19 protein-coding genes are annotated in these 19,625 nt (G+C 71.9%); 5 read left to right on the top strand and 14 right to left on the bottom strand.

What is annotated here, in order from left to right:
• The first annotated feature begins 54 nt into the window (after positions 1-54).
• Positions 55-501, top strand: a complete 447-nt coding sequence (locus ASF88_RS10040) for a Fur family transcriptional regulator (protein WP_055917520.1) — start codon at positions 55-57, stop codon at positions 499-501.
• 13 nt (positions 502-514) lie between these two features.
• Positions 515-2,008: a catalase gene (locus tag ASF88_RS10035; protein ID WP_055917517.1), complete on the top strand. Its 1,494-nt coding sequence runs from the start codon at positions 515-517 to the stop codon at positions 2,006-2,008.
• Positions 2,009-2,126: 118 nt separating this feature from the next.
• On the opposite strand, the gene ASF88_RS20355 is transcribed toward ASF88_RS10035, so the two are convergent.
• A complete protein-coding gene (locus ASF88_RS20355) occupies positions 2,127-3,005 on the bottom strand; it encodes a virginiamycin B lyase family protein (protein WP_055917514.1) in 879 nt (292 codons plus the stop codon).
• Positions 3,002-3,697 (bottom strand): PhzF family phenazine biosynthesis protein, encoded by a 696-nt coding sequence (locus ASF88_RS10025; RefSeq protein ID WP_055917511.1) that lies wholly within the window; start codon positions 3,695-3,697, stop codon positions 3,002-3,004. The genes ASF88_RS20355 and ASF88_RS10025 overlap by 4 nt, the downstream gene beginning before the upstream one ends.
• A 35-nt stretch (positions 3,698-3,732) precedes the next feature.
• Here ASF88_RS10025 and ASF88_RS10020 point away from each other — a divergent pair, with 35 nt between their 5' ends.
• Positions 3,733-4,011: a three-helix bundle dimerization domain-containing protein gene (locus ASF88_RS10020; RefSeq protein ID WP_235493401.1), complete on the top strand. Its 279-nt coding sequence runs from the start codon at positions 3,733-3,735 to the stop codon at positions 4,009-4,011.
• An 18-nt stretch (positions 4,012-4,029) separates the two neighbouring features.
• Here the strand turns inward: ASF88_RS10020 and ASF88_RS10015 are convergent, their stop codons facing one another.
• The 5 genes from ASF88_RS10015 to gabT all read right to left on the bottom strand — a co-directional run bounded on the left by ASF88_RS10015 (position 4,030) and on the right by gabT (position 9,351).
• Complete coding sequence (locus ASF88_RS10015; RefSeq protein WP_055917508.1) at positions 4,030-4,491, bottom strand: hypothetical protein; 462 nt, start codon at positions 4,489-4,491, stop codon at positions 4,030-4,032.
• Between the two features lie 72 nt (positions 4,492-4,563).
• Positions 4,564-5,490, bottom strand: coding sequence for a ZIP family metal transporter (locus ASF88_RS10010; RefSeq protein WP_055917505.1), 927 nt, complete (start codon positions 5,488-5,490; stop codon positions 4,564-4,566).
• Between the two features lie 110 nt (positions 5,491-5,600).
• A complete protein-coding gene (locus ASF88_RS10005; protein ID WP_055917502.1) occupies positions 5,601-6,458 on the bottom strand; it encodes a universal stress protein in 858 nt (285 codons plus the stop codon).
• A 41-nt stretch (positions 6,459-6,499) separates the two neighbouring features.
• Positions 6,500-7,993, bottom strand: coding sequence for an NAD-dependent succinate-semialdehyde dehydrogenase (locus ASF88_RS10000; RefSeq protein ID WP_055917500.1), 1,494 nt, complete (start codon positions 7,991-7,993; stop codon positions 6,500-6,502).
• Complete coding sequence (gene gabT, locus ASF88_RS09995) at positions 7,990-9,351, bottom strand: 4-aminobutyrate--2-oxoglutarate transaminase (protein ID WP_055917497.1); 1,362 nt, start codon at positions 9,349-9,351, stop codon at positions 7,990-7,992. The genes ASF88_RS10000 and gabT overlap by 4 nt, the downstream gene beginning before the upstream one ends.
• Before the next feature lie 93 nt (positions 9,352-9,444).
• On the opposite strand from gabT, the gene ASF88_RS09990 reads away from it, so the two are divergent.
• Entirely contained in the window at positions 9,445-10,896 is a 1,452-nt protein-coding gene (locus ASF88_RS09990; protein ID WP_055917494.1) for a PucR family transcriptional regulator, read from the top strand.
• Positions 10,897-10,960: 64 nt separating this feature from the next.
• Here the strand turns inward: ASF88_RS09990 and ASF88_RS09985 are convergent, their stop codons facing one another.
• The 4 genes from ASF88_RS09985 to ASF88_RS09970 form a co-directional block, all read right to left on the bottom strand.
• A complete protein-coding gene (locus tag ASF88_RS09985; protein ID WP_055917491.1) occupies positions 10,961-11,248 on the bottom strand; it encodes a hypothetical protein in 288 nt (95 codons plus the stop codon).
• 95 nt (positions 11,249-11,343) lie between these two features.
• A complete protein-coding gene (locus ASF88_RS09980; RefSeq protein ID WP_055917488.1) occupies positions 11,344-12,201 on the bottom strand; it encodes a transglutaminase family protein in 858 nt (285 codons plus the stop codon).
• Positions 12,198-13,124: an alpha-E domain-containing protein gene (locus ASF88_RS09975; protein WP_055917486.1), complete on the bottom strand. Its 927-nt coding sequence runs from the start codon at positions 13,122-13,124 to the stop codon at positions 12,198-12,200. The genes ASF88_RS09980 and ASF88_RS09975 overlap by 4 nt, the downstream gene beginning before the upstream one ends.
• The gene (locus ASF88_RS09970; protein WP_055917484.1) at positions 13,124-14,785 is read right to left on the bottom strand and encodes a circularly permuted type 2 ATP-grasp protein; all 1,662 of its coding nucleotides are present in this window, start codon (positions 14,783-14,785) and stop codon (positions 13,124-13,126) included. Before ASF88_RS09970 ends, ASF88_RS09975 begins: the two co-directional genes overlap by 1 nt.
• A 146-nt stretch (positions 14,786-14,931) precedes the next feature.
• Here ASF88_RS09970 and ASF88_RS09965 point away from each other — a divergent pair, with 146 nt between their 5' ends.
• Positions 14,932-15,855, top strand: a complete 924-nt coding sequence (locus ASF88_RS09965; RefSeq protein WP_055917481.1) for an aldose 1-epimerase family protein — start codon at positions 14,932-14,934, stop codon at positions 15,853-15,855.
• A gap of 367 nt (positions 15,856-16,222) precedes the next feature.
• Here ASF88_RS09965 and ASF88_RS09960 read toward each other — a convergent pair whose 3' ends face one another.
• From ASF88_RS09960 to ASF88_RS09950, 3 genes are all read right to left on the bottom strand, one after another.
• On the bottom strand, positions 16,223-17,590 hold the full coding sequence (locus ASF88_RS09960; protein ID WP_055917478.1) for a flavin monoamine oxidase family protein: 1,368 nt from the start codon (positions 17,588-17,590) through the stop codon (positions 16,223-16,225).
• Between the two features lie 83 nt (positions 17,591-17,673).
• Complete coding sequence (locus ASF88_RS09955) at positions 17,674-18,780, bottom strand: hypothetical protein (RefSeq protein ID WP_235493400.1); 1,107 nt, start codon at positions 18,778-18,780, stop codon at positions 17,674-17,676.
• 188 nt (positions 18,781-18,968) lie between these two features.
• Positions 18,969-19,598: a class I SAM-dependent methyltransferase gene (locus tag ASF88_RS09950; RefSeq protein WP_055917475.1), complete on the bottom strand. Its 630-nt coding sequence runs from the start codon at positions 19,596-19,598 to the stop codon at positions 18,969-18,971.
• Between the last annotated feature and the right edge of the window lie 27 nt (positions 19,599-19,625).

Here is a 19,625-nt window from a genome sequence, read left to right as displayed (position 1 = left end):
CCGGGATGTGGTCTGTTTTGAGTTAGTCAAAACTATGCCGATAGCGTTGGGGTCATGGACACGGCACAGCACGAGGATGCGCTCCGCGCGTCCGGGCTCCGTGTGACGCAAGGGCGGCTCGCCGTCCTCCGCGTGCTCGACGCCCACCCCCACGTGGATGCGGAATCGGTGTACCGCGCGGTGTTACCCGCACTTCCCGGCACCTCGGTCCAGAACGTCCACAACGTGCTCGGCGACCTCACGGTCGCCGGCCTCCTCCGCCGGATCGAGCCGGCGCACTCGCCGGCCCTCTACGAGCGCCGCGTCGGCGACAACCACCACCACGTCGTCTGCACGTCGTGCGGTGCGGTCGCCGACGTCGACTGCGTCGTCGGCCACGCGCCCTGCCTGCATCCCTCGGATGCCGGCGGATTCGTGGTCGACACGGCCGAGGTCACGTTCTGGGGGCTGTGCCCGTCCTGTCAGGAGCGCGCGACGAAAGCCCCGTCGCACGCCGAATGAGATGAGGAGACCCATGACGCAGAACCACACGACCACCCAGACCGGCACTCCGGTCGGCAGCGACGCCCACTCGCTGACGGCGGGACAGGACGGCGTCACCGCCCTCCACGACCGCTACCTCGTCGAGAAGCTCGCACAGTTCAACCGCGAGCGGATCCCGGAGCGGATCGTGCACGCCAAGGGCGGGGGCGCCTTCGGCGAGTTCGTCGTCACCGGCGACGTGACCGCCTACACCAAGGCCGCCGTGTTCCAGCCGGGCACCACCACGCGCACGGTCCAGCGGTTCTCGTCGGTCGCGGGCGAGCAGGGCTCCCCCGACACCTGGCGCGACGTGCGCGGCTTCTCGGTGAAGTTCTACACGACCGAGGGCAACTACGACATCGTCGGCAACAACACCCCCGTCTTCTTCATCCGCGACGGGATCAAGTTCCCCGACTTCATCCACTCGCAGAAGCGCCTGCCCGGTTCCGGCCTCCGCGACGCCGACATGCAGTGGGACTTCTGGACGCTATCGCCGGAGTCGGCGCACCAGGTCACCTACCTGATGGGCGACCGCGGCCTCCCGCGCTCGTGGCGGACCATGCCCGGCTACGGCTCCCACACCTACCAGTGGATCAACGCGGCCGGCGAGCGCTTCTGGGTCAAGTACCACTTCCACGCGCTGCAGGGCAACGAGGAGATGCACGGAGCCGAGGCCGAGCGGATCGCGGGCGAGGACGCCGACTACTACCGTCGCGACCTCTACGAGGCCATCGAGCGCGGCGACTTCCCGGCGTGGAAGGTGAGCGTGCAGGTCATGCCCTACGAGGATGCGAAGACCTACCGCTTCAACCCGTTCGACCTCACCAAGGTGTGGCCTCACAGCGACTACCCGCTCATCGAGGTGGGCGTGCACACGCTGAACGAGAACCCGGAGAACTTCTTCGCTCAGATCGAGCAGGCGGCGTTCTCGCCGGCCAACACCGTCCCGGGCATCGACATCAGCCCCGACAAGATGCTGATGGCGCGCGTGTTCTCGTACCCGGACGCCCAGCGCTACCGGGTCGGCACCAACTACAACGAGCTGCCGGTCAACGCGCCGGTCGCGCCGGTGCGCAACTACTCGCAGGACGGCGCCGGGCGTCACGGCTTCAAGCCGGCGTCAGCGCCCGTGTACGCGCCCAACTCGTTCGGCGGCCCGTCGGCCTCCGCCGCGGCGGCGGGCGAGGGATCGTGGGAGTCCGACGGCGCACTCGTGCGCGCGGCGGCGACGCTCCACGCGGAGGACGACGACTTCGGCCAGGCGGGCACGCTCTACCGCGAGGTGTACGACGACGCGGCGAGGGAGCGGTTCCTGGACACGATCGCGGGAGCCGTGGGCGGTGTCACCCGCGAGGACATCCGCGAGCGTGCGATCCAGTACTGGACGAACGTCGATTCAGGGCTCGGGGTGGCGCTGCGCGCACGGCTCGAGGCCGGGTTCGCGAGCGCCGATCAGGCCGCCGAGTACGTGGGCGTGGCCGAGTAGGCACCTCCCGAGCGACCGGTAACGGAGGAGATCCGCGCCGACACACCGGTGAAAGGCAGGTAACGGAGGAGGTACGGGCGGGAACCGCCCGCATCTCCTCCGTTACGGCCGTTCGTGGTCAGGAGCGGACGCGGGCGAGCGCACCCGAGACCAGCGCGGCCCAGACCGCGCCGTCGGGAGCGACCGTGAGGCCGCGAGGCCCCGAACCCTCGGGCAACTCGACGCGCTCGGTCTCGCCGGAGGCCGTGACGCGCACCAGGGCGTCGGCTCCCCACAGCGATGCCCACACGCCGCCGCGGCCGTCGGCGACCACCGTGAACGGGCCGGCGCCCTCGTCGAGCGGGAGCACGGTCACCGTGCGGTCGCGGTCCACGCGCCCCAGGGCGTCCGCCGCGTGAAGCGCGGTCCACACGGCGCCGTCGTCGGCGACCGCCACGCCGAGCGGCCCTGAGCCCAGCGGCAGCTCGACGAGTTCGATGGCCGCGTCGCCGCCGCGCACGTGTCCGAGCGCCGGCCGATGGCCCTGCAGCGAGAACCAGATGCTGTCGCCCGACGCCGCGATGCCCGAGGGGGCGCCCTCGGCCCCGACCGGGAACTCCTCGACACGGCCCAGGATGTCGATGCGGCCGAGCGCCCCGCCGAACTGCTCGGTGAACCAGGTGGTGCCGTCGAACAGGGTCACCGCTGCCAGGACACCCGCGTCAGGTGTCGGGACCGCCGTCTCGCCGATCACGCGCGGCCCCCGGCCGAGATGGACCAGGCGGTTGCCCGCGCGATCCACGACCCGCACAGTGTCCTCCGTCGCGGCACACAGGCCGGCCGGTTCGGCGGCGCCGGGCTCGGCGCCGAGGTCGAGGTGGTCGACCGTGCCGTCGGCGTCTCGCCGCCCCACCCGCCCGCTCTCGCCGAGGGTGAACCAGACGGCGCCGTCGTCGGTCGCCGCCACGCGAGTCAGGCCGTCACCCGGGGCGCCGACCGGGAAGAGCTCGACGCTCATAGGGTCGCGTCGATGGTGCGGTCGTACACCACGGTCCCACCGACCCGGATGAGCCCGTCGCCGAGCGGCTCGGTGACCAGTTCGGAGCCCTCGCCCTGCGTGATGCGCAGCGCGCGGCCGAGCTTCGCGGTGAGGGCGACGGCGGCGGCGCCGGTCGCCTCGTCCTCCACGATGCCCATCGCGGGAGCGAACATGCGCGCGCGCAGGGTTCCCGCCGCCTCGTCGATCCACGCGTAGGCGTAGTGCTGGCCCTCGGTGAACGCGAACGGGTCGAGCGCTTCGACCTCCGCCGGGGTGCCCAGCGGCAGCCAGGTGAAGGCGGGCGTCCACTCGGCGCGGGCGTCGATGGAGGCCGCGTCGGCGTCGAGGTCGACCTCCACCGCCACGTCTCCCGCCTTCTCGGCCAGCGCGCCGACGGGGGTGCGCTCGTGCGCCAGCCACCACGCCGTCCCGACGCTCGGATGACCGGCGAACGGGAGTTCGGCGGCCGGCGTGAAGATGCGGATGGTCGCGAGGCCGGCCGACTCGTCCAGCGCGTCGATGAACACCGTCTCGCTGAACCCCAGTGCCGCGGCGATGTCCTGCTCGCGCCCGGTCGTCGCGGGTGAGCTCGTCACGATGCCCAGTTCGTTGCCGTTGGTGCCGCGTTCATCGGTGAAGACGCGGACGACCACTACCTCGATTTCATCCATAGCCTCCACCCTGTCACGCGCGGCATAATCTCGCCATGAGTGACGAAGCGCCCTCCATCTCGTTGCCGAACCTCGAAGACGACGTGACGATGGTCGCCCCGCCCGGCGAGAAGGCCGACGAGGAGGTCGCCATCGGCCACGCCGTCGACCGGCTCGCCGAGCGCTTCCCGGCGGTCCCCCGGGACCGGATCATCGACCTCGTGCATCAGCGGCACCTGGAATACACCGGCGCGCCCGTGCGCGACTTCATCCCCGTGCTGATCGAGCACGACGTCAAGCGGGAGCTGCTCGCGGACGTCGAGCCGCAAGCGTGAGCCCGCGCGGAGGTCGCGTCAGTACTCGCCCTTCACGACGAAGTAGGAGCCGCGGATCGTGCCCGCGAGCTTCGACTTCTGCCGTGCGAACTTGAACGCGGAGAGTTCCGCGGGAACCTCCATGCCCTCCGACAGCTTGAAGCCGACCGCACGCTTGCCCGCGTCGTCGATCGTGTACATCACGTTGATCGACAGGCCCGACTCGTAGAAGACGTACGCCATGCGGATGCCGTCGACCTCGAACGACGTGACCTCGAGCGCAGGCGACGCGATCACGATGTCGCGCTCGTCCTTCAGGATGCGGCTGATCCAGTCGAGAGCCTCCTGCTCCTCGGCAGCAGGAGCCGTCGCGAAGTCGAGGTCGTACTTGTTCTTGAAATAACGCGACTCGTTCGCGCGGAGCCCGGCGAGAGCCGGCGCGACGGGGCTCGACTCGAGACCCTCCGTGGACACGTTCACGAAATCGACGACCTGGCGCATGCGCCCTCCCTGCTCGGCTGTGGCACAACCCTACTGAATCATGCCCCTGCCTGAATCATGCCCCGGCCTGAATCATGCCCCGGCGGCTGTGACGATCGCGTCGGTGGCGAACCCTGCGACGATCCCGGCGAAGATGCACCACGCGACCAGCGTCTTCAGGCCGGTGCGGCGGGCGACGGCGAGCAGCTCGATGACGACGTACAGGATCGATCCGGCGGCCAGGCCGAGGAACGCGATCGAGACGATGTCGCTGCTGAACGCCTGGCCGATGACCGTGCCGAGGAACGTCGGGCCGCCGCCGATCAGGCCGAGGAGCGCCAGGTAGCCCCACGACGGACGGGTGCCACCCAGGGGCGCGACGATCCCGAAGCCCTCCGTGGCGTTGTGGAGGCCGAAGCCGACGATGAGGAGCACGGCGAACGCGAGCTCGCCCTGCGCGGCGGCCGTGCCGATCGCGAGACCCTCGGCGAAATTGTGGAGGCCGATGCCGATCGCGATCGTGAGCGCGAGGCGGCGGGCGCCGGCCCGCGACTCCGCCTCGGTAGCTGCCACGATCGCGACACCCGTGGTGGTGGCGACGGCGCCGAGGCCGGCAACGGAGCCTCCGGCCTGGCCGCCGGCACCCGGGTGCGGCCCGTGGCCGTGGTGGCCGGCCTCCGAGCCTCCTGGCGTCCGGATCGGCGACGCCAGCGCCAGCGCGCGCCGCTTCATGAAGCGGTCGACGTAGGTCAGGCTCAGGAGGCCTACGCCGATGCAGGCGACCATCAGCAGCCCCTGCCCGAGCGCGGGGCCGAGCTGGTGCGACGAGAGCGCCTTGTCGACGGGCTCCCACGCCTGCGAGAGGACGTCCCAGAGCAGGAAGATCAGGATGCCGGTCGCGAGCGCGTTCAGCGCCGCCTTGAGGCCGACCGCGTTCGAGCGGATCCGGCCGACGGGGAGGCCGAGGAAGATCGTGAGACCGGCGACCGCACCGAGTGCGGCGACACCCCAGGGTGACATGGAGATCCTTCGTGGAGGCTGTTGAGATCGAACCGGCGGGCTCCGGCCGCATTCGATTGTAAGGTAAGCCTCCCCTTACAAAGAATCCTGTGAGAGGAGTCGCAGAGAGGTCACTCCGGGCGCGGCACCACGATCATCGGCACCGGCAGCTCGCGCAGCATCGCGGCCGCCGTCGAGCCGAGGAAGAGCCGGGACGGCTGCGCCAGGCGGCTCGACCCGACCACGACGACCTCGCCCGGCTCCCAGTCGAGCCGCGAGATCGCGTTCTGGATGGTGTCGCCCTTCGCCACGACCGCGGTCGCGACGACGCCGGTGGCCGCACTGGCCTCCTGCAGAACGGTGGCCGCGTGGTGCTCGCCCACGTTCTGCTTGGGCGCCTGCGCGTCGCCAGGCAGGTCGAGCGCGAGCAGCGACACCAGCCGCAGCGGGACGCCCGCCGCCGCGGACAGCCGCTCGCCCGTGGTGAGCACGGCCTCCGCCCCGGCCCGCGTGCCGACCATGCTGGTCACGCGCGTCAGGCGCGGCGCGTGATCGCGCCACCCCTCCGGCGCGAGCAGAACGGGGATCGGCGACGCGTGCAGCAGCGCGCCCGCGACCGAGCCGACCGTGAACCGGCCGAGCAGGCCTCCGCGCGCGGCGCCGACCACGATCAGCGTCGAGCCGAGCTCTTCCGCCGACGCCAGCAGGCCCTCGGCGAGCGAGTCGCCGAAGGCGACCCGCCCGCTGAAGGCGACCGACGACGGCACGCGGGTGCGCGCTTCCGCCAGCCAGCCCTCCGCGGTGTCGCGCAAGAGGGCGTCGTAGGCGGGGTCGTTCGGCACGTTTCCGCGCCGGGAGGTGTCCGGCATCACCAGGACCACGTCGAGGTCCGCCCCGAGGGAGGCGGCCAGCGCGGCCCCAGCGGCGAGGGCGTCCTCGCCGGCCGGGGTCGCGGTGTATCCCACGAGGATGCGCTGGTCAGTGGTCATGGTCGCTTCTTTCGGGTTCGTGCTGCTGCGGTTCGACTGGATCAGGCCGGGATCAGCGTGTACTTCGTGCTGAGGTACTCGTGGATGCCCTCGAGCCCGCCCTCACGGCCGAGGCCCGACTGCTTCACGCCGCCGAACGGGGCAGCCGCGTTGGAGACGAGCCCGGTGTTGAGGCCCATCATCCCGGTGTCGACCCGGTCGATCATGCGCTGGCCGCGTGCCAGGTCTTGCGTGAACACGTAGCCGACCAGACCGTACTCGGTCTCGTTGGCGCGTGCCACGGCCTCGTCCTCGGTGGAGAACGTCGTGATCGCCAGCACCGGGCCGAAGATCTCCTCGCGGAGGATCTCGCTGCCCGGTTGCACGTCCACGATCACGGTCGGCTCGTAGAAGAAGCCGTCGCCCTCGGGGGCGTTGCCTCCGGTGAGCACGCGGGCGCCGCGCTCGACGGCGTCGCCGACCAGCGCCTGCATGGTGGCGACGGCGCGGTCGTCGATGAGCGGGCCGATGGTGACGCCCTCCTCCGTGCCGCGACCGATCGTCATGGCGTCGACCTTGGCCGTGACGCGGCGGGCGAACTCGTCGGCGACCGACTCGTGCACGATGAAGCGGTTGGCCGCCGTGCACGCCTGGCCGATGTTGCGGAACTTCGCGAGCATCGCGCCCTCCACCGCCTTGTCGAGGTCGGCGTCGTCGAACACGACGAACGGCGCGTTGCCGCCGAGCTCCATGGAGGTGCGCAGCACGTTCTGGCCGGCCTGCGCGAGCAGCGCGCGGCCCACCGGCGTGGAGCCGGTGAACGAAAGCTTGCGGAGGCGCGGGTCGGCGATGATCGGAGCGGAGACCGCACCAGAGGTGTTCGTCTGCACGACGTTCACGACGCCGGCGGGAACGCCCGCGTCGGCGAGGAGCTGGGCGAAGAACAGCGTGGTCAGCGGGGTCAGCTCGGCCGGCTTGACGACGACCGTGCACCCGGCGGCGAGCGCCGGAGCGATCTTGCGCGTCGCCATCGCCAGCGGGAAGTTCCACGGCGTGATGAAGAAGCACGGGCCGACCGGTCGCTGCGAGACGACCATGGTGCCGGTGCCCTCCGGGTTCTGCCCGTACCGGCCGGCGATGCGCACGGCCTCCTCGGAGAACCAGCGCAGGAACTCGCCGCCGTAGGTGACCTCGCCGTTGGCCTCGGCCAGCGGCTTGCCCATCTCGAGCGTCATCAGCAGCGCGAACTCGTCACGACGCTCCTGCAGGAGGTCGAACGCGCGACGGAGGATCTCGGCGCGGGTGCGCGGCGGGGTCGCCGCCCAGGCCTCCTGCGCGGCCACGGCGGCGTCGAGGGCGCGGATGCCGTCCTCGGGCGTCGCGTTGGCGATGCGCTTGATGACGCGGCCGGTCGCCGGGTCCTGCACCTGGATCTGGTCACGCGTGCCTGGCTCCCAGGCGCCGCCGATGAACAGGCCGTCGGGGACGCGGGAGAGGAGGTCCGCCTCGCGGGCGGTCAGCTCGGTGGTCGTGGTGGCGGTGTCGATGGCGCTCATGCGTTGGCCACCGCCTCCGCGACGACGTCCAGCCCCTCGATGAGGAGGTGGTCCGGGATGCTCAGCGGCGGCAGGAAGCGGATCACGTTCCCGTAGGTGCCGCAGGTCAGCAGGACGACGCCCGCCGCGTGCGAGGCGGCGGCGACCTTGGCGGTGAGCGCGGCATCCGGCTCCCCGGTCTCCGGGTCGACCAGCTCGATGGCGACCATCGCGCCCTTGCCGCGCACCTCGGCGACGCGCGGGTCGGCGTCGCGGAGGGCGCCGAGCTTCTCGAAGAGAATCTCGCCGATGGCGCGGGCGCGGCCGGCGAGGTCCTCCTGCTCGTAGGTCTCGATCGCGGCGAGCGCGGCGACGCAGGCGAGCGGGTTGCCGCCGTAGGTGCCGCCGAGGCCGCCGATCTGCGGCGCGTCCATGATCTCGGCGCGGCCGGTGACGGCCGACAGCGGGAGGCCGCCGGCGATGCCCTTGGCGGTGACGATCAGGTCGGGCACGATGCCGAACTGCTCGGACGCGAACATGGTGCCCGTGCGGGCGAAGCCGGTCTGCACCTCGTCGGCGATGAACACCACGCCGTTCTCGTTCGCCCATGCCTGCAGTGCGGGCAGGAAGCCGTCGGCCGGGACGATGAAGCCGCCCTCGCCCTGGATGGGCTCGATGATGAGCGCGGCCAGGTTGGAGGCGCCGATCTGCTTCTCGATCATCGTGATCGCACGCTTGGCCGCCTCGGCGCCGGAGAGACCTCCGTCGCGCAGGGGGTAGCTGAGCGGCGCGCGGTAGATCTCGGGCGCGAACGGGCCGAAGCCGTTCTTGTACGGCTGGTTCTTGGCGGTGAGCCCCATCGTGAGGTTCGTGCGGCCGTGGTACGCGTGGTCGAACGCGACGACGGCCTGCTTGCCGGTGTAGTGGCGGGCGATCTTGACGGCGTTCTCGACGGCCTCCGCACCCGAGTTGAAGAGGGCGCTGCGCTTGGTGAAGTCGCCGGGGGTGAGGCGGTTGAGGGCCTCGGCCACGTCGACGTAGGAGTCGTACGGGGCGACAGTGAAGCAGGTGTGGGTGAACGCGGCGACCTGCTGGGTGACGGCCTCGACGATGCGGGGGGCGGCGTTGCCCACACCGGTCACGGCGATGCCGGAGCCGAAGTCGATGAGCGAGTTGCCGTCGACGTCGACGAGCACACCCCCGCCCGCCGCGACGGTGTAGACCGGGATGGTCGCGCCGACACCGGCGGCGACCGCCTGGGCCTTGCGCTCGGCGCGCTTGCGCGACTCCGGTCCGGGGATGGGGGTGACGAGCCGGCGCTCCTGCGGGAGCGAGGGTCCGCCGACGAGGGTTGCGGAGGCGGGAGAAACGATGGTCATGGCGGCATCGTAAGGAGCGGGGCGTGACCTGCGCCTGGACGGACCGTACAATTTCAGAAACTCGATTCGACACCCTGGCAGATGGAGTGCCCGATGCCCGCGACCCTCGCCCAGCTTCTCGCTCGACCCGAGCTGGGCCTCCGCCCGCTCACCCCGGCCGATGTCGGCGACCTCGACGTGCCGCTCTCGTGGGCGCACAGCTCCGACCTCCCGGACCCGACGCCCTTCCTCTCGCCCGGCCAGGTGCTCCTGGTCACCGAGACGCCGGACGACGTCGACCCGTATGTCTCACGACTCGTCGAGCACGGGATCGCGGGGCTCGGTTTCGGGACCGAAGTGCTGCGGGACACCCCGGAGCCGCTGGTGGAGGCCTGCACCCGGCACGGCCTCCCGTTGTTCGAGGTGCCCTACCGCACGCCGTTCATCGCCGTCGCCCGGTTCGTCGCCGACCGTGTCGCGGCGGACGCCTACGCGCGCAACACCTGGGCGCTGCGCGCCTCCCGTGCGATCTCGCTCGCGGCGCTGCGGCCGGACGCCCTGGGCGCCGTGCTCGGCGAGCTGGCGCGCCAGATCGAGCGGCCGGTCGCGCTGCTGGGGGCGGACGGCACCCTCGACCGCATCGCGCCCTCCGGTGGGCTGGACGCTCCGGCGCGCGCGGCGCTGACGGAGGCCGCCGAGCCCCTGCTGCGCAGCCGCCGCCGGGCCGCGGGCACCGCCATCACCGGCGCGGGACCGTTCGCGCTGCAGACGCTCGGCGCCGCCGGGCGCCTCCGCGGCGTGCTCGCGGTCGGGTCCGAGGGTCTCGACCAGGCCGCGCAGCAGGTCGTGACGGGGGTCGTCGCGCTCGCCGGCCTGGCACTCGAGCAGAGCCGCGCCACCGACGCGGCGCGGGCGCGGCTCCGCACGGCGGTCTGGCGGGCCCTCCTCGCCGGCGAGCGCGCGCTCGCGGAGACGATCGCGGAGCCGGTGCTCGGCGCGCTGCCCGACGGGCCGGTGCGCGTGACGGTACTGCACGGCGCCGCGGGCGCTGCCGCCGCGGACTGGCTCGACGCCGACGGCGACGGCTTCTTCGCGCGCGACGGCCAGGACCTGGTCGTCGTCGGCGCCGCGACGGAGACCATCGCCGAGCTCGCCGCGCGCTTCGAGCTGCGCGGAGGGTCGTCCGCCCCCGTCGCGCTCGACGCCCTGGCCTCCGGAGTGACGCAGGCCGGCGTCGCCGCGCGACGGTCGACGCCGGACGAACCGGTGCCGTCGTTCGACGATGTGGCGGCTGCGGGGATGCTCGCGCTGCTGCAGACCCCGGACGCGCGGGCTGTCGCGGCGACCGCGCTGGCGCCCTTGGCGGAGGCCGACCCGGCGCTGCCCGCCATCCTGCGCACCTGGCTGGACGCCGACGGCGTGTACGACGTGGCCGCGCGCCGGCTCGGGATGCATCGGCACACGCTGCGCGCGCGCGTCGCGGACGCCGAGCGCCTGCTCGGCCGCGACCTCGGAGGTTTCGCGGCCCGCGCCGACCTCTACGCGGCGCTCCGCGCCGCGGAGTGACGCGCAGGCGGGGTGTGACGGGCCGGCGGGTGTGACGGTTCCGGCGGGTGTGACGGTTCCGGCGTCAGGCCTCGACGGCGACGGGAGGCACAGGCGACGCCGCCGGGCTGTCGCCCCTGCGCGCAGAGGCGCGCAAGCGCGTCACGATGAGGGCGCCGGCCGCGGCCGCTGCCGCGATGAAGAAGAGCGCGGCGATGGCGAGGTCAACCCACTGCCGCCGGGTGAACCCGTCGTGGTGGCCGACGGCGACGGTGGCCAGGCCGTGGTCGACGGCCGGTGTGGTGAGCGCACCCAGCGCGACCGCGCCGACCACCAACGCGAACCCGAACAACGACCAACCGACACTACGCATGACCCCATTCAATCCGACCCGCCTCCGGCATCAACCCCCGACGGGCCGATCGTTACCGGTCGTTCAGCTAGCGCGGCGCGTCCGGGACGCGGCAATCATCCCTCCCGGGTGATCGACACCGAGACGAACAGCTCCGACCCGGCCGCGCCCGAGTACACGCCCCGCAGCGGAGTGACGTCGGAGTAGTCGCGGCCGTGGCCGACACGCACGTGCCGATCGCCGATCTCGATGCCGTTCGTCGGGTCGAAGCCGTGCCACTCGCCGCAGAACCACTCGACCCAGGCGTGCGATTCCCCGACCACGGTCTCCCCCACAGCGGCATCCGCCTTGGGGTGCAGATAACCCGACACGTAACGCGCCGGGATGCCCGCGGAGCGCAGCGCCCCGATGGCGACGTGCGCGATGTCCTGGCACACGCCGCCGCGCGCCTCCCACGCCTCCCCGGCTGTCGTGCGGACCCCCGTGACCCCGCTCTCGTACGTCATCGCCTCACCGACCGCGACCGCGATCGCGTGCGCCGTGGCGCAGGAGTCCTCGCTCGCGGCGCCGCCTCGCGCGGCCGCTGCGAGCGCGACCAGCGAGGCGGGCGGCTCGGTGAGGGAGGTCTGCCGCAGCTGCTGCACGCACTCCCCCGACCGCGCGATCGTCGCGCCGAGATCGTCCCATCCCGGCGATGCGGCGTGCGCCGGACGCCCGGCCTCCAGAACCTCCACCAGGCTGGTCGCGGTGATCGTGAGCTCGCGGTGCGGGTTCAGCACGTCGAACGCGAGGACGCGGGTGCCCCAGTAGTCCGTGTACTGGTGGTGAGACGACACCGGCTGCACGTCGAGCGTCGCGTGCAGCACCAGCTGCCGCTCGCCGGTGACCGGCAGCATCCGCGCCTCGTTGTAGGAGGCCGACACCTCCGCGCCGTACCGGTATCCCGTCGAGTGCGTCACCCGGAGGCGCTTCACCTCCGCTCCCCCGTCCAGCTCGGCGCGGAGCTCTCGGGGAAGTAGCGCTGGGTGATCGCCGACGTCGCCGCGCTCGTCGCGTCCTGGATCGTCGACATGTGCGCGGGGAGGTCGTCAAGCACCTCCGCGACGGGACGGAACTCGAGCTCGCTCTGCACCTGGCCGAGCAGCCGCACCGCCCGGTCGGACACACCGGCGCGCTCGTGCCGCGGCTCGATATCGCGCAGACTCTCGACCGCGCGCGTGACCGCGTACAGGATCGACCGCGGGAAGAGCCGGTCGTGCAGCAGGAACTCCGCGGCGTTGCGCGTCGACGGCACGCCGCGATAGGTGCGCAGATAGGCCTCGTACGCGCCGCACGAGCGCAGGATGGTCGTCCAGCTGGGACCGCTGGCCTCCGTGAGCGACCGCGTCGCGAGCAACCGGGCGGTCATGTCGGCGCGCTCCAGACTGCGACCGAGCGCGAAGAAGTGGAACGCCTCGTCGCGGCTCGCACCCGAGTCCACGATCCCCACGGCGAGCGCCGTGCGCTCGCGCACCCAGGTGAAGAAGTCGTGCACCTTGTCGCCGGCGACGCGGCGCGGCACCCGCGCCGCGGTGGTGTTCAGGCACTCCCACAGCTCGCTCGACACGATCTCGCGGGCACGCCGGGCGTTCTCGCGAGCGGAGGTGAGCGAGTAGCCGATGGACGCCGGGGTGCCGCGGTCGACGGCCAGGATGCGCAGCACGTCCTCCCGCGTGATCGGCCCGGGCACGGCAGCGGACCCCATCACGCCGAGCAGCGAACGGCAGGCGGTGTCCTCGTCGATCCACGGATCCTCCAGCAGCAGTTGGAGGTGCACATCGAGGATGCGGGCCGTGCCGTCGGCGCGCTCCACGTAGCGGCCGATCCAGAACAGCGACGACGCGATCCGGCTGAGCATCAGGGGTTCTCCTCTCGCTGCTGCTGCTGTTGTTGTTGCTGGTCGGTGCGGGGTGCGTCCTGTTCGGAGTGATCGGGTGCGGGCAGCGGCGGTGCGGTGGCCTGATCGGCGACGAGGGCGGGCACGCTCCGGACCTCCGCCCTGGTGTGCGGCGCGGACGCCCTGGCATCGGCGACCGGGTCGGCTCCCGGCGCCCCGACCACCCAGGTGTCCTTGGAACCGCCGCCCTGGCTGCTGTTGACGACGAGCTGGCCCTCGGCCAGCGCGACGCGGGTCAGGCCGCCGGGCAGCACCCACACGTCGCGGCCGTCGTTCACCGCGAACGGACGCAGGTCGACGTGCCGCGGGCGCATCCCGTCGTTGACGAGGGTCGGGATCGTGGAGAGCTGTACGACGGGCTGGGCGATCCAGCCGCGGGGATCCGCGAGGAGCTGGGCCCGCAGCCGGGCCAGCTGCCCGCGGTCGGCGTCGGGGCCGATCACGAGCCCCTTCCCTCCGGAGCCGTCGACCGGTTTGACCACGAGCTCGTCCAGCCTGTCGAGCACCTCGGCGAGCGCCTCCGGCTCCTCCAGCCGCCAGGTGTCGACGTTCGCGAGGATCGGCTCCTCGGCCAGGTAGTAGCGGATCAGGTCGGGGAGGTAGGTGTAGACGAGCTTGTCGTCGGCGACGCCGTTGCCGACCGCGTTGGCGATCGTCACGTTGCCGAGGCGGGCTGCGAGCATCAGCCCGGGCGTGCCGAGCACCGAGTCCACCCGGAACTGCAGCGGGTCGATGAAGTCGTCGTCGATGCGGCGGTAGATCACGTCGACGCGCTGAGGGCCGGAGGTCGTGCGCATCCACACCGTGCCGCCCGAGCAGAACAGGTCGCGGCCCTCCACCAGCTCGACGCCCATCAGCCGGGCCAGGAGCGTGTGCTCGAAGTACGCGGAGTTGTACACGCCGGGGGTGAGCACGACGACGTTCGGGTTCTCCATCCCGCCCGGCGCGCTCGCCTTCAGCGCCTGCAGCAGGCGGTACGGGTAGTCGCCGACCGGGCGCACGCGCATCGACGTGAACAGCTCCGGGAGGGTCTGCGCCATCACCCGGCGGTTCGAGATCACGTACGAGACGCCGCTCGGCACCCGCACGTTGTCCTCCAGCACCCGCCAGCCGCCCTGCTCGTCGCGGATGAGGTCGATGCCCGACACGTGGATGCGCACGCCGTTGGCGCTCTCGACCCCGGCGGCGGCGCGGTGGAAGTGCGCCGACGACGTGATCAGACCGGCCGGGATGACGCCGTCGCGGACTGCGTTCTGCGCGCCGTACACGTCGCTGAGGAACGCCTCCAGCGCCCGGACCCGCTGCTTCACGCCGCTCTCGATGCCCGCCCACTCGGCCTGCTCGATCACCCGCGGCACCGCATCGAGGGGGAACGGCCGCTCCTCGCCCGCGAAGTCGAACGTGACGCCCTGGGCCAGGTACGAGCTCGCGAGCGCTTCCGTGCGGCCGCGGAGCTCCTCCTGCGTCAGGGCGGCGAGCGCGGTGTAGAGCTCGCGGTAGGCGGGGCGGGTGCGCTCGGCGACCGCGCCGCGGGTCTCGGTGAACATCTCGTCGAACGGTCTCGCCCGGCTGCGCCGGCGGCGCGTGGCCTGCGCCCCGTAGCCGCCGAACAGATCACCCATGGCAGGACGCTACCGACGCGCGGTTTCCCGCACGTTTCCCCAGGTTTCGGGCGCGTCACAAGCAGCCGAGTGCGCGAATGGCCCGCGGGCTCGACGGTTTCCGCGCGAATTCGTGCGTGCTCGCCTGTTGCGGCCAGAATGGGCGGATGAGCATCCCCCTCTCCGGCACCCACTTCGGCCTGACCGCCGGCGACTACCACGCGACGATCGCGTCGGTCGGCGCCTCGCTGCGCACTCTGGAGCACCGCGGCCGCCCCCTGGTGGTCCCGTTCGACGCCGACGAGGTGCGCCCGGCCTTCCGCGGGGCCACGCTCGCGCCGTGGCCCAACCGGGTCGTCGACGGGCGGTACGTCTTCGACGGAGTGGAACAGCAGCTGGCCCTCACCGAGCCGGGCCGCGGTCACGCCCTCCACGGCCTCGCCGCGTGGCTGGACTTCACCGCCATCGACCGGTCGGCGAGCAGCGTCACGCTGTCCGCGACCATCGAGGCGCAGGACGGGTACCCGCACCGGGTGGAGGTCGCCGTCGCGTTCGAGCTCGACGAGGACGGCCTCCACACGACCGTCACCGGCACCAACGCCGGCCCCACCCCCGCACCGTGGGGCACCGGACCGCACCCGTACCTCGTCGCCGGCAGCGGCCGGGTGGACGACTGGACTCTCGAACTGCCCGCGTCGCAGGTGCTGACCGTGACGGAGGACCGGCTCATCCCGACCGGGCTGGCCGACGTCGCCGCGGAGGCTGCCGGCGTGTTCGACTTCAGCACGCCGCGGGCGATCGCCGACACCTTCATCGACCACGCGTTCACCGGCCTGCGGCGCGGCGACGACGGCCGCGCCACGGTCGCGGTGCGGTCCGCCGAGGGCACCGGCGTCGCGATGACGTGGGACGAGGCGTGCGCGTGGGTGCAGGTCCACACCGCCGACCGCGACATCCCGGAGCTGAACCGTCTCGGCCTCGCGGTCGAGCCGATGACCTGCCCGCCCGATGCCTACAACTCGGGGATCGACCTGATCGTCCTCGCCCCCGGCGAGTCCGCGTCGGCCGGCTGGAAAATCACCGCGCTCTGATCGCTGCGAAGCGGGCGGAACGGGCGATGCCCCCAGCGGAATCCGACCCGGCTGGGGGCATCGAAGTGCTGCACTAGGAGCAGCTTGGCAATCGACGGAGGTGCGTACCCGTTCGCGCCTCCGGCTACCACTGAGCCGACGGATGCTTCGACATCGGCTCGTAGGTATTACTGTACCTGATCCATGCGACATTCTGCATCTTACGGCGCACTACACAAGCATTAGCGAGCAGCCGCCGAGGGGCACGAAGCGCAGGCGCGAGTGCACCCGGCGGCCGGGGCGCGCATCCCACGACGGTGCGCGTCCCGGCCGGCCGGGAGTGGTGCGCGCGGCCATCCACGACTGGCCGCGCGCGGTCTAGGGGCGTCTAACGGGAGGCCGGCTGCACGGCGGCGACGATCGCCGCCGCGGTCTCGCGGCCGACGCGGATCGCGCCGTCGACGTGCTGGTAGCCCTTGCCCGCCATGTCGCTGCACGAGAAGTGGATGGGTCCGACCGGAGCACGGAGGTCCGAGCCGTAGCGGGCGAGACCTCCCATGTCGAAGCTGGCGGCGTAGGCGCCGCGCGTCCACTCCTCGCTGCCCCAGTCGCTCTCGTAGTAGACGACGGGGCTGAGCGCCTCGACGCCGTAGTAGTGCGACAGCGACTCGAGGATGCGCGCTTTGCGCTCCTCCGGAGACAGCCGGAACACCTCGTCCGCGGCCTCGTCCGAGACGAAGCCGACCAGCGTTCCGCGCGGGTCGCCGTGGTAGCTGTTGTCGTACGCCTCGTGCACGAGCTCGTAGGGGCTGAAGGCGGTGCCGCTGTAGCCGAGGTCGCGCCAGAACGGCGTCTCGTAGACGGCGTGCACCTTGACGACGAAGCCCATCGAGAGGTGCTGGTGCAGCTGCTGCTGGCGGCGCGGCAGCGGGGGCTCGTACGAGATGCGGCTGATCAGCACCGGCGGAACGGCGAGGATCGCGAAGCGGGCCCGCACCTCCACGCCGTCGGCGATCGCGGTGACGCCCGACTCGTCCCAGCGCAGCGCGCGGACCGGGGCGTTCAGGTGCACGTCGTCGCCGAGGCGCTCGGCGAGCAGCAGCGGCACCTGCTGGAGGCCGCCCTTGACGCGCTTGTCGAGGATGAAGTCGGCGTCGACCAGGTGACTGAAGCTGCCGGCGCTGGCCGCCATGAGCAGAGCCTGCAGCGCCGAGAAGGCGTGCGCGGGCTTGGTGAGCATCGCACCGGCGATGAACATGCCGATGTTGAGCCGGGCCTCCTCGTCGTCGGTCTGCGTCTCCAGCCAGTGGCTGAACGAGATCTCGTCGAGCTCCTTGGCCTGCGGGTGGTCCCACGGGCGGTCGGGGTCGATCTCGGCGACCAGCGCGTCGAGGCGCTCGATCAGGCCGACGATCTCTTTCTCGGTGGCCGGGGCGACCGGGAAGATCTCGCCCTCGAACGTGCGGCGCGCGCCGTTGTCGCCGAGGTAGATGTTGATGCCCTCGCGGTAGCGGGAGTACGTCTCCAGCCCCAGCTCGTCGAGGGTCTCGATCAGCGCGTCCTGGTCGGGCGACACCCACTGGCCGCCGATCTCCAGGGTCGCGCCGTCGATGTCGTTCGTCCAGAGGCGGCCGCCGACGCGGTCCCTGGCCTCCAGGACGGCCACACTCAGTCCGGCCTTCTTCAGCTCCGTCGCGGCCGTGAGGCCGGAGGCTCCAGCGCCGACGATGACGACGTCACGTTCGATGCTGTCCATTGCTATCAACTCCTCCATCGGGTCACGAGGATGCTAGGCGGGCGCGCGACGCCGATTCCTGTACACGGTGTCGAAGGAAGGCACTACTCCTCGACGACGTGTACGTTCTCCTGCTCCGCGGCGGCGGCGCCGCTCACCCGCAGATAGACGATGAGCCAGCTGAACACCAGCACTCCGGCGACCAGTTCGGCCGCGGTCAGCACGTAGTAGCCGACCGCGAAGAACACCAGCATCAGCACGATCGTGCCGAAGAACACGTAGCCGAGCACGAAGAACGAGGCCGGTGCGCTCGGCAGCGCGCCGCGCACCCAGAACACCACGAGCGCGAACACCAGCACCATCCCGACGGCCGACACGTTGTGGAGGGTGACCGAGATGTTCAACGTGAAGATGCCGACGCAGGCCAGCAGCACACCGATCAGGATGAGCCCGACGCGCACGCGCAGCATCGCCGACCTCCGCCGGGGGTCCGCGATGCCGCGGGCGTCGGTGGCGTAGCGCGCGATCGCCGTCACGATGACGCCGGCGATGATCAGCGTGAGGTTGAAGGCGAGCGACGACACGCTCTGCGTCATCCCGAGCGCGCTGAGGTGAAGCTGCCACCAGTGCGGATCGGGCGCACTGAGCATGGAGGTCAGGATGCCGACGACGGCGAATGCGGCGAGCACGGTCGAGAGCCGCATCAGGTCCATCCGGGCTGCCGAGAGGAACACCGCATACCCGGTGACGCCGGCGGCGGCCGCGGCGAGCGCGGTCGCCGAGAGGGAGTAGACCGTGGCGTCCTGGAAGCCGTTGGCGAGCACGGCGCCGAGCACGAGCCAGCCGAGCAGGGCGAGGACGCCGTGTGCGAGGGCGATGGCGAAGGTGTCGAAGATGTCGACGCCGCCGGCCCGGTGCGGCTGCCCGTCGGCGCTGGCCGTCGTCTGGAACGGAGTCAGCCCCTCCCGCCGCCACAGCCTGCCGGTGACGTAGGCCAGAAAGGCGATGACCCCGCCGGCGATGGCGACGAACTGCCCGAGAGAGTCCGGCCCGGCGATCGGCAGGGTGCGGCCCCAGAACAGCAGCAGCGCCACTACCCCGACGACCACGAACACCGCGGCGCCCGCCACGATCCCGGCGCCCTCGACCGTCAGCTGCGCCGGCGCGGACAACCCGCCGAACGTCTGCCGGACCCGATTCGTCGCGCTCATGACGACCACCTCCCGCACACCCTGCGCGGCCCTCTCGGCCGACGTCGCGCACAATGTAACGCGGCGCCCTGCCGCTCGGCTACAGGGCAGTTCGGCGGGAGGAGATCCGGGCGCGACACGCCCGTGGTCTCCTGTTCAAGCGCTGAGGGAGGAGATTCCGGCGCGTGTCTCCTTCGCTACACAGGGCCTCAGCCGGGTCGCCGGGTGTGGAGGAGCGCGTACCGCTCGTCGGTGATCGGGCCGCCCCACAGTGCCGGGTCGTCGAGCGGGCGCAGCTCGGTGCGGCCTCCCAGCGGCTCGACGAGCGCGGCGCTCTCGGCGGCGGTCAGGCCCGCTCCTGTCGACCACCGTCCCTCGATCAGCAGAAGGAGGCCGCCCGGCTTCAGGAGGTGGTGCCAGTTCCGCACCGCCGAGGATGGATCGGCGGTCGCCCACAGGACGTGCCGGCTGAGCACGACGTCGAACGAGCCGGGAGGGAGCGGCGGGTCCTGCACATCGGCCTCCACGAACGTCGGCTCTGGCACGATGCCGGCCGTCTTCGCGCGGGCGATCCGGAGCATCTGCGGCGAGAAGTCGACGCCGACGACACGATGGCCGTCGTGCGCGAGAAGCGCGGTCAGCGTGCCCGTCCCGCAGCCGAGGTCGGCGATCACCGCAGGGCGGCTGTCTGCGTGCGCCTCCTGCAGCAGCTCGCGCAGCAGCGCCGTCCAGGCGCCCCGGGCCACGGCATCGTGGAGGCCGTGGTCCGGCGCGGCGTCGAAGGTCGCCGCCGCGTCGTCCCAGAGGGCGCGGTCGTCGCCCGCTTCGTCCTCGGCCATGACCCGATGATCGCAGATCGCGGCGGC

This window comes from Leifsonia sp. Leaf336 (genome assembly GCF_001423695.1).
Taxonomy (GTDB): Bacteria; Actinomycetota; Actinomycetes; order Actinomycetales; family Microbacteriaceae; genus Leifsonia.
The sequence above is the reverse complement of the archived record's forward strand: the minus strand, read 5'-3'. Positions and strand labels throughout refer to the sequence as shown.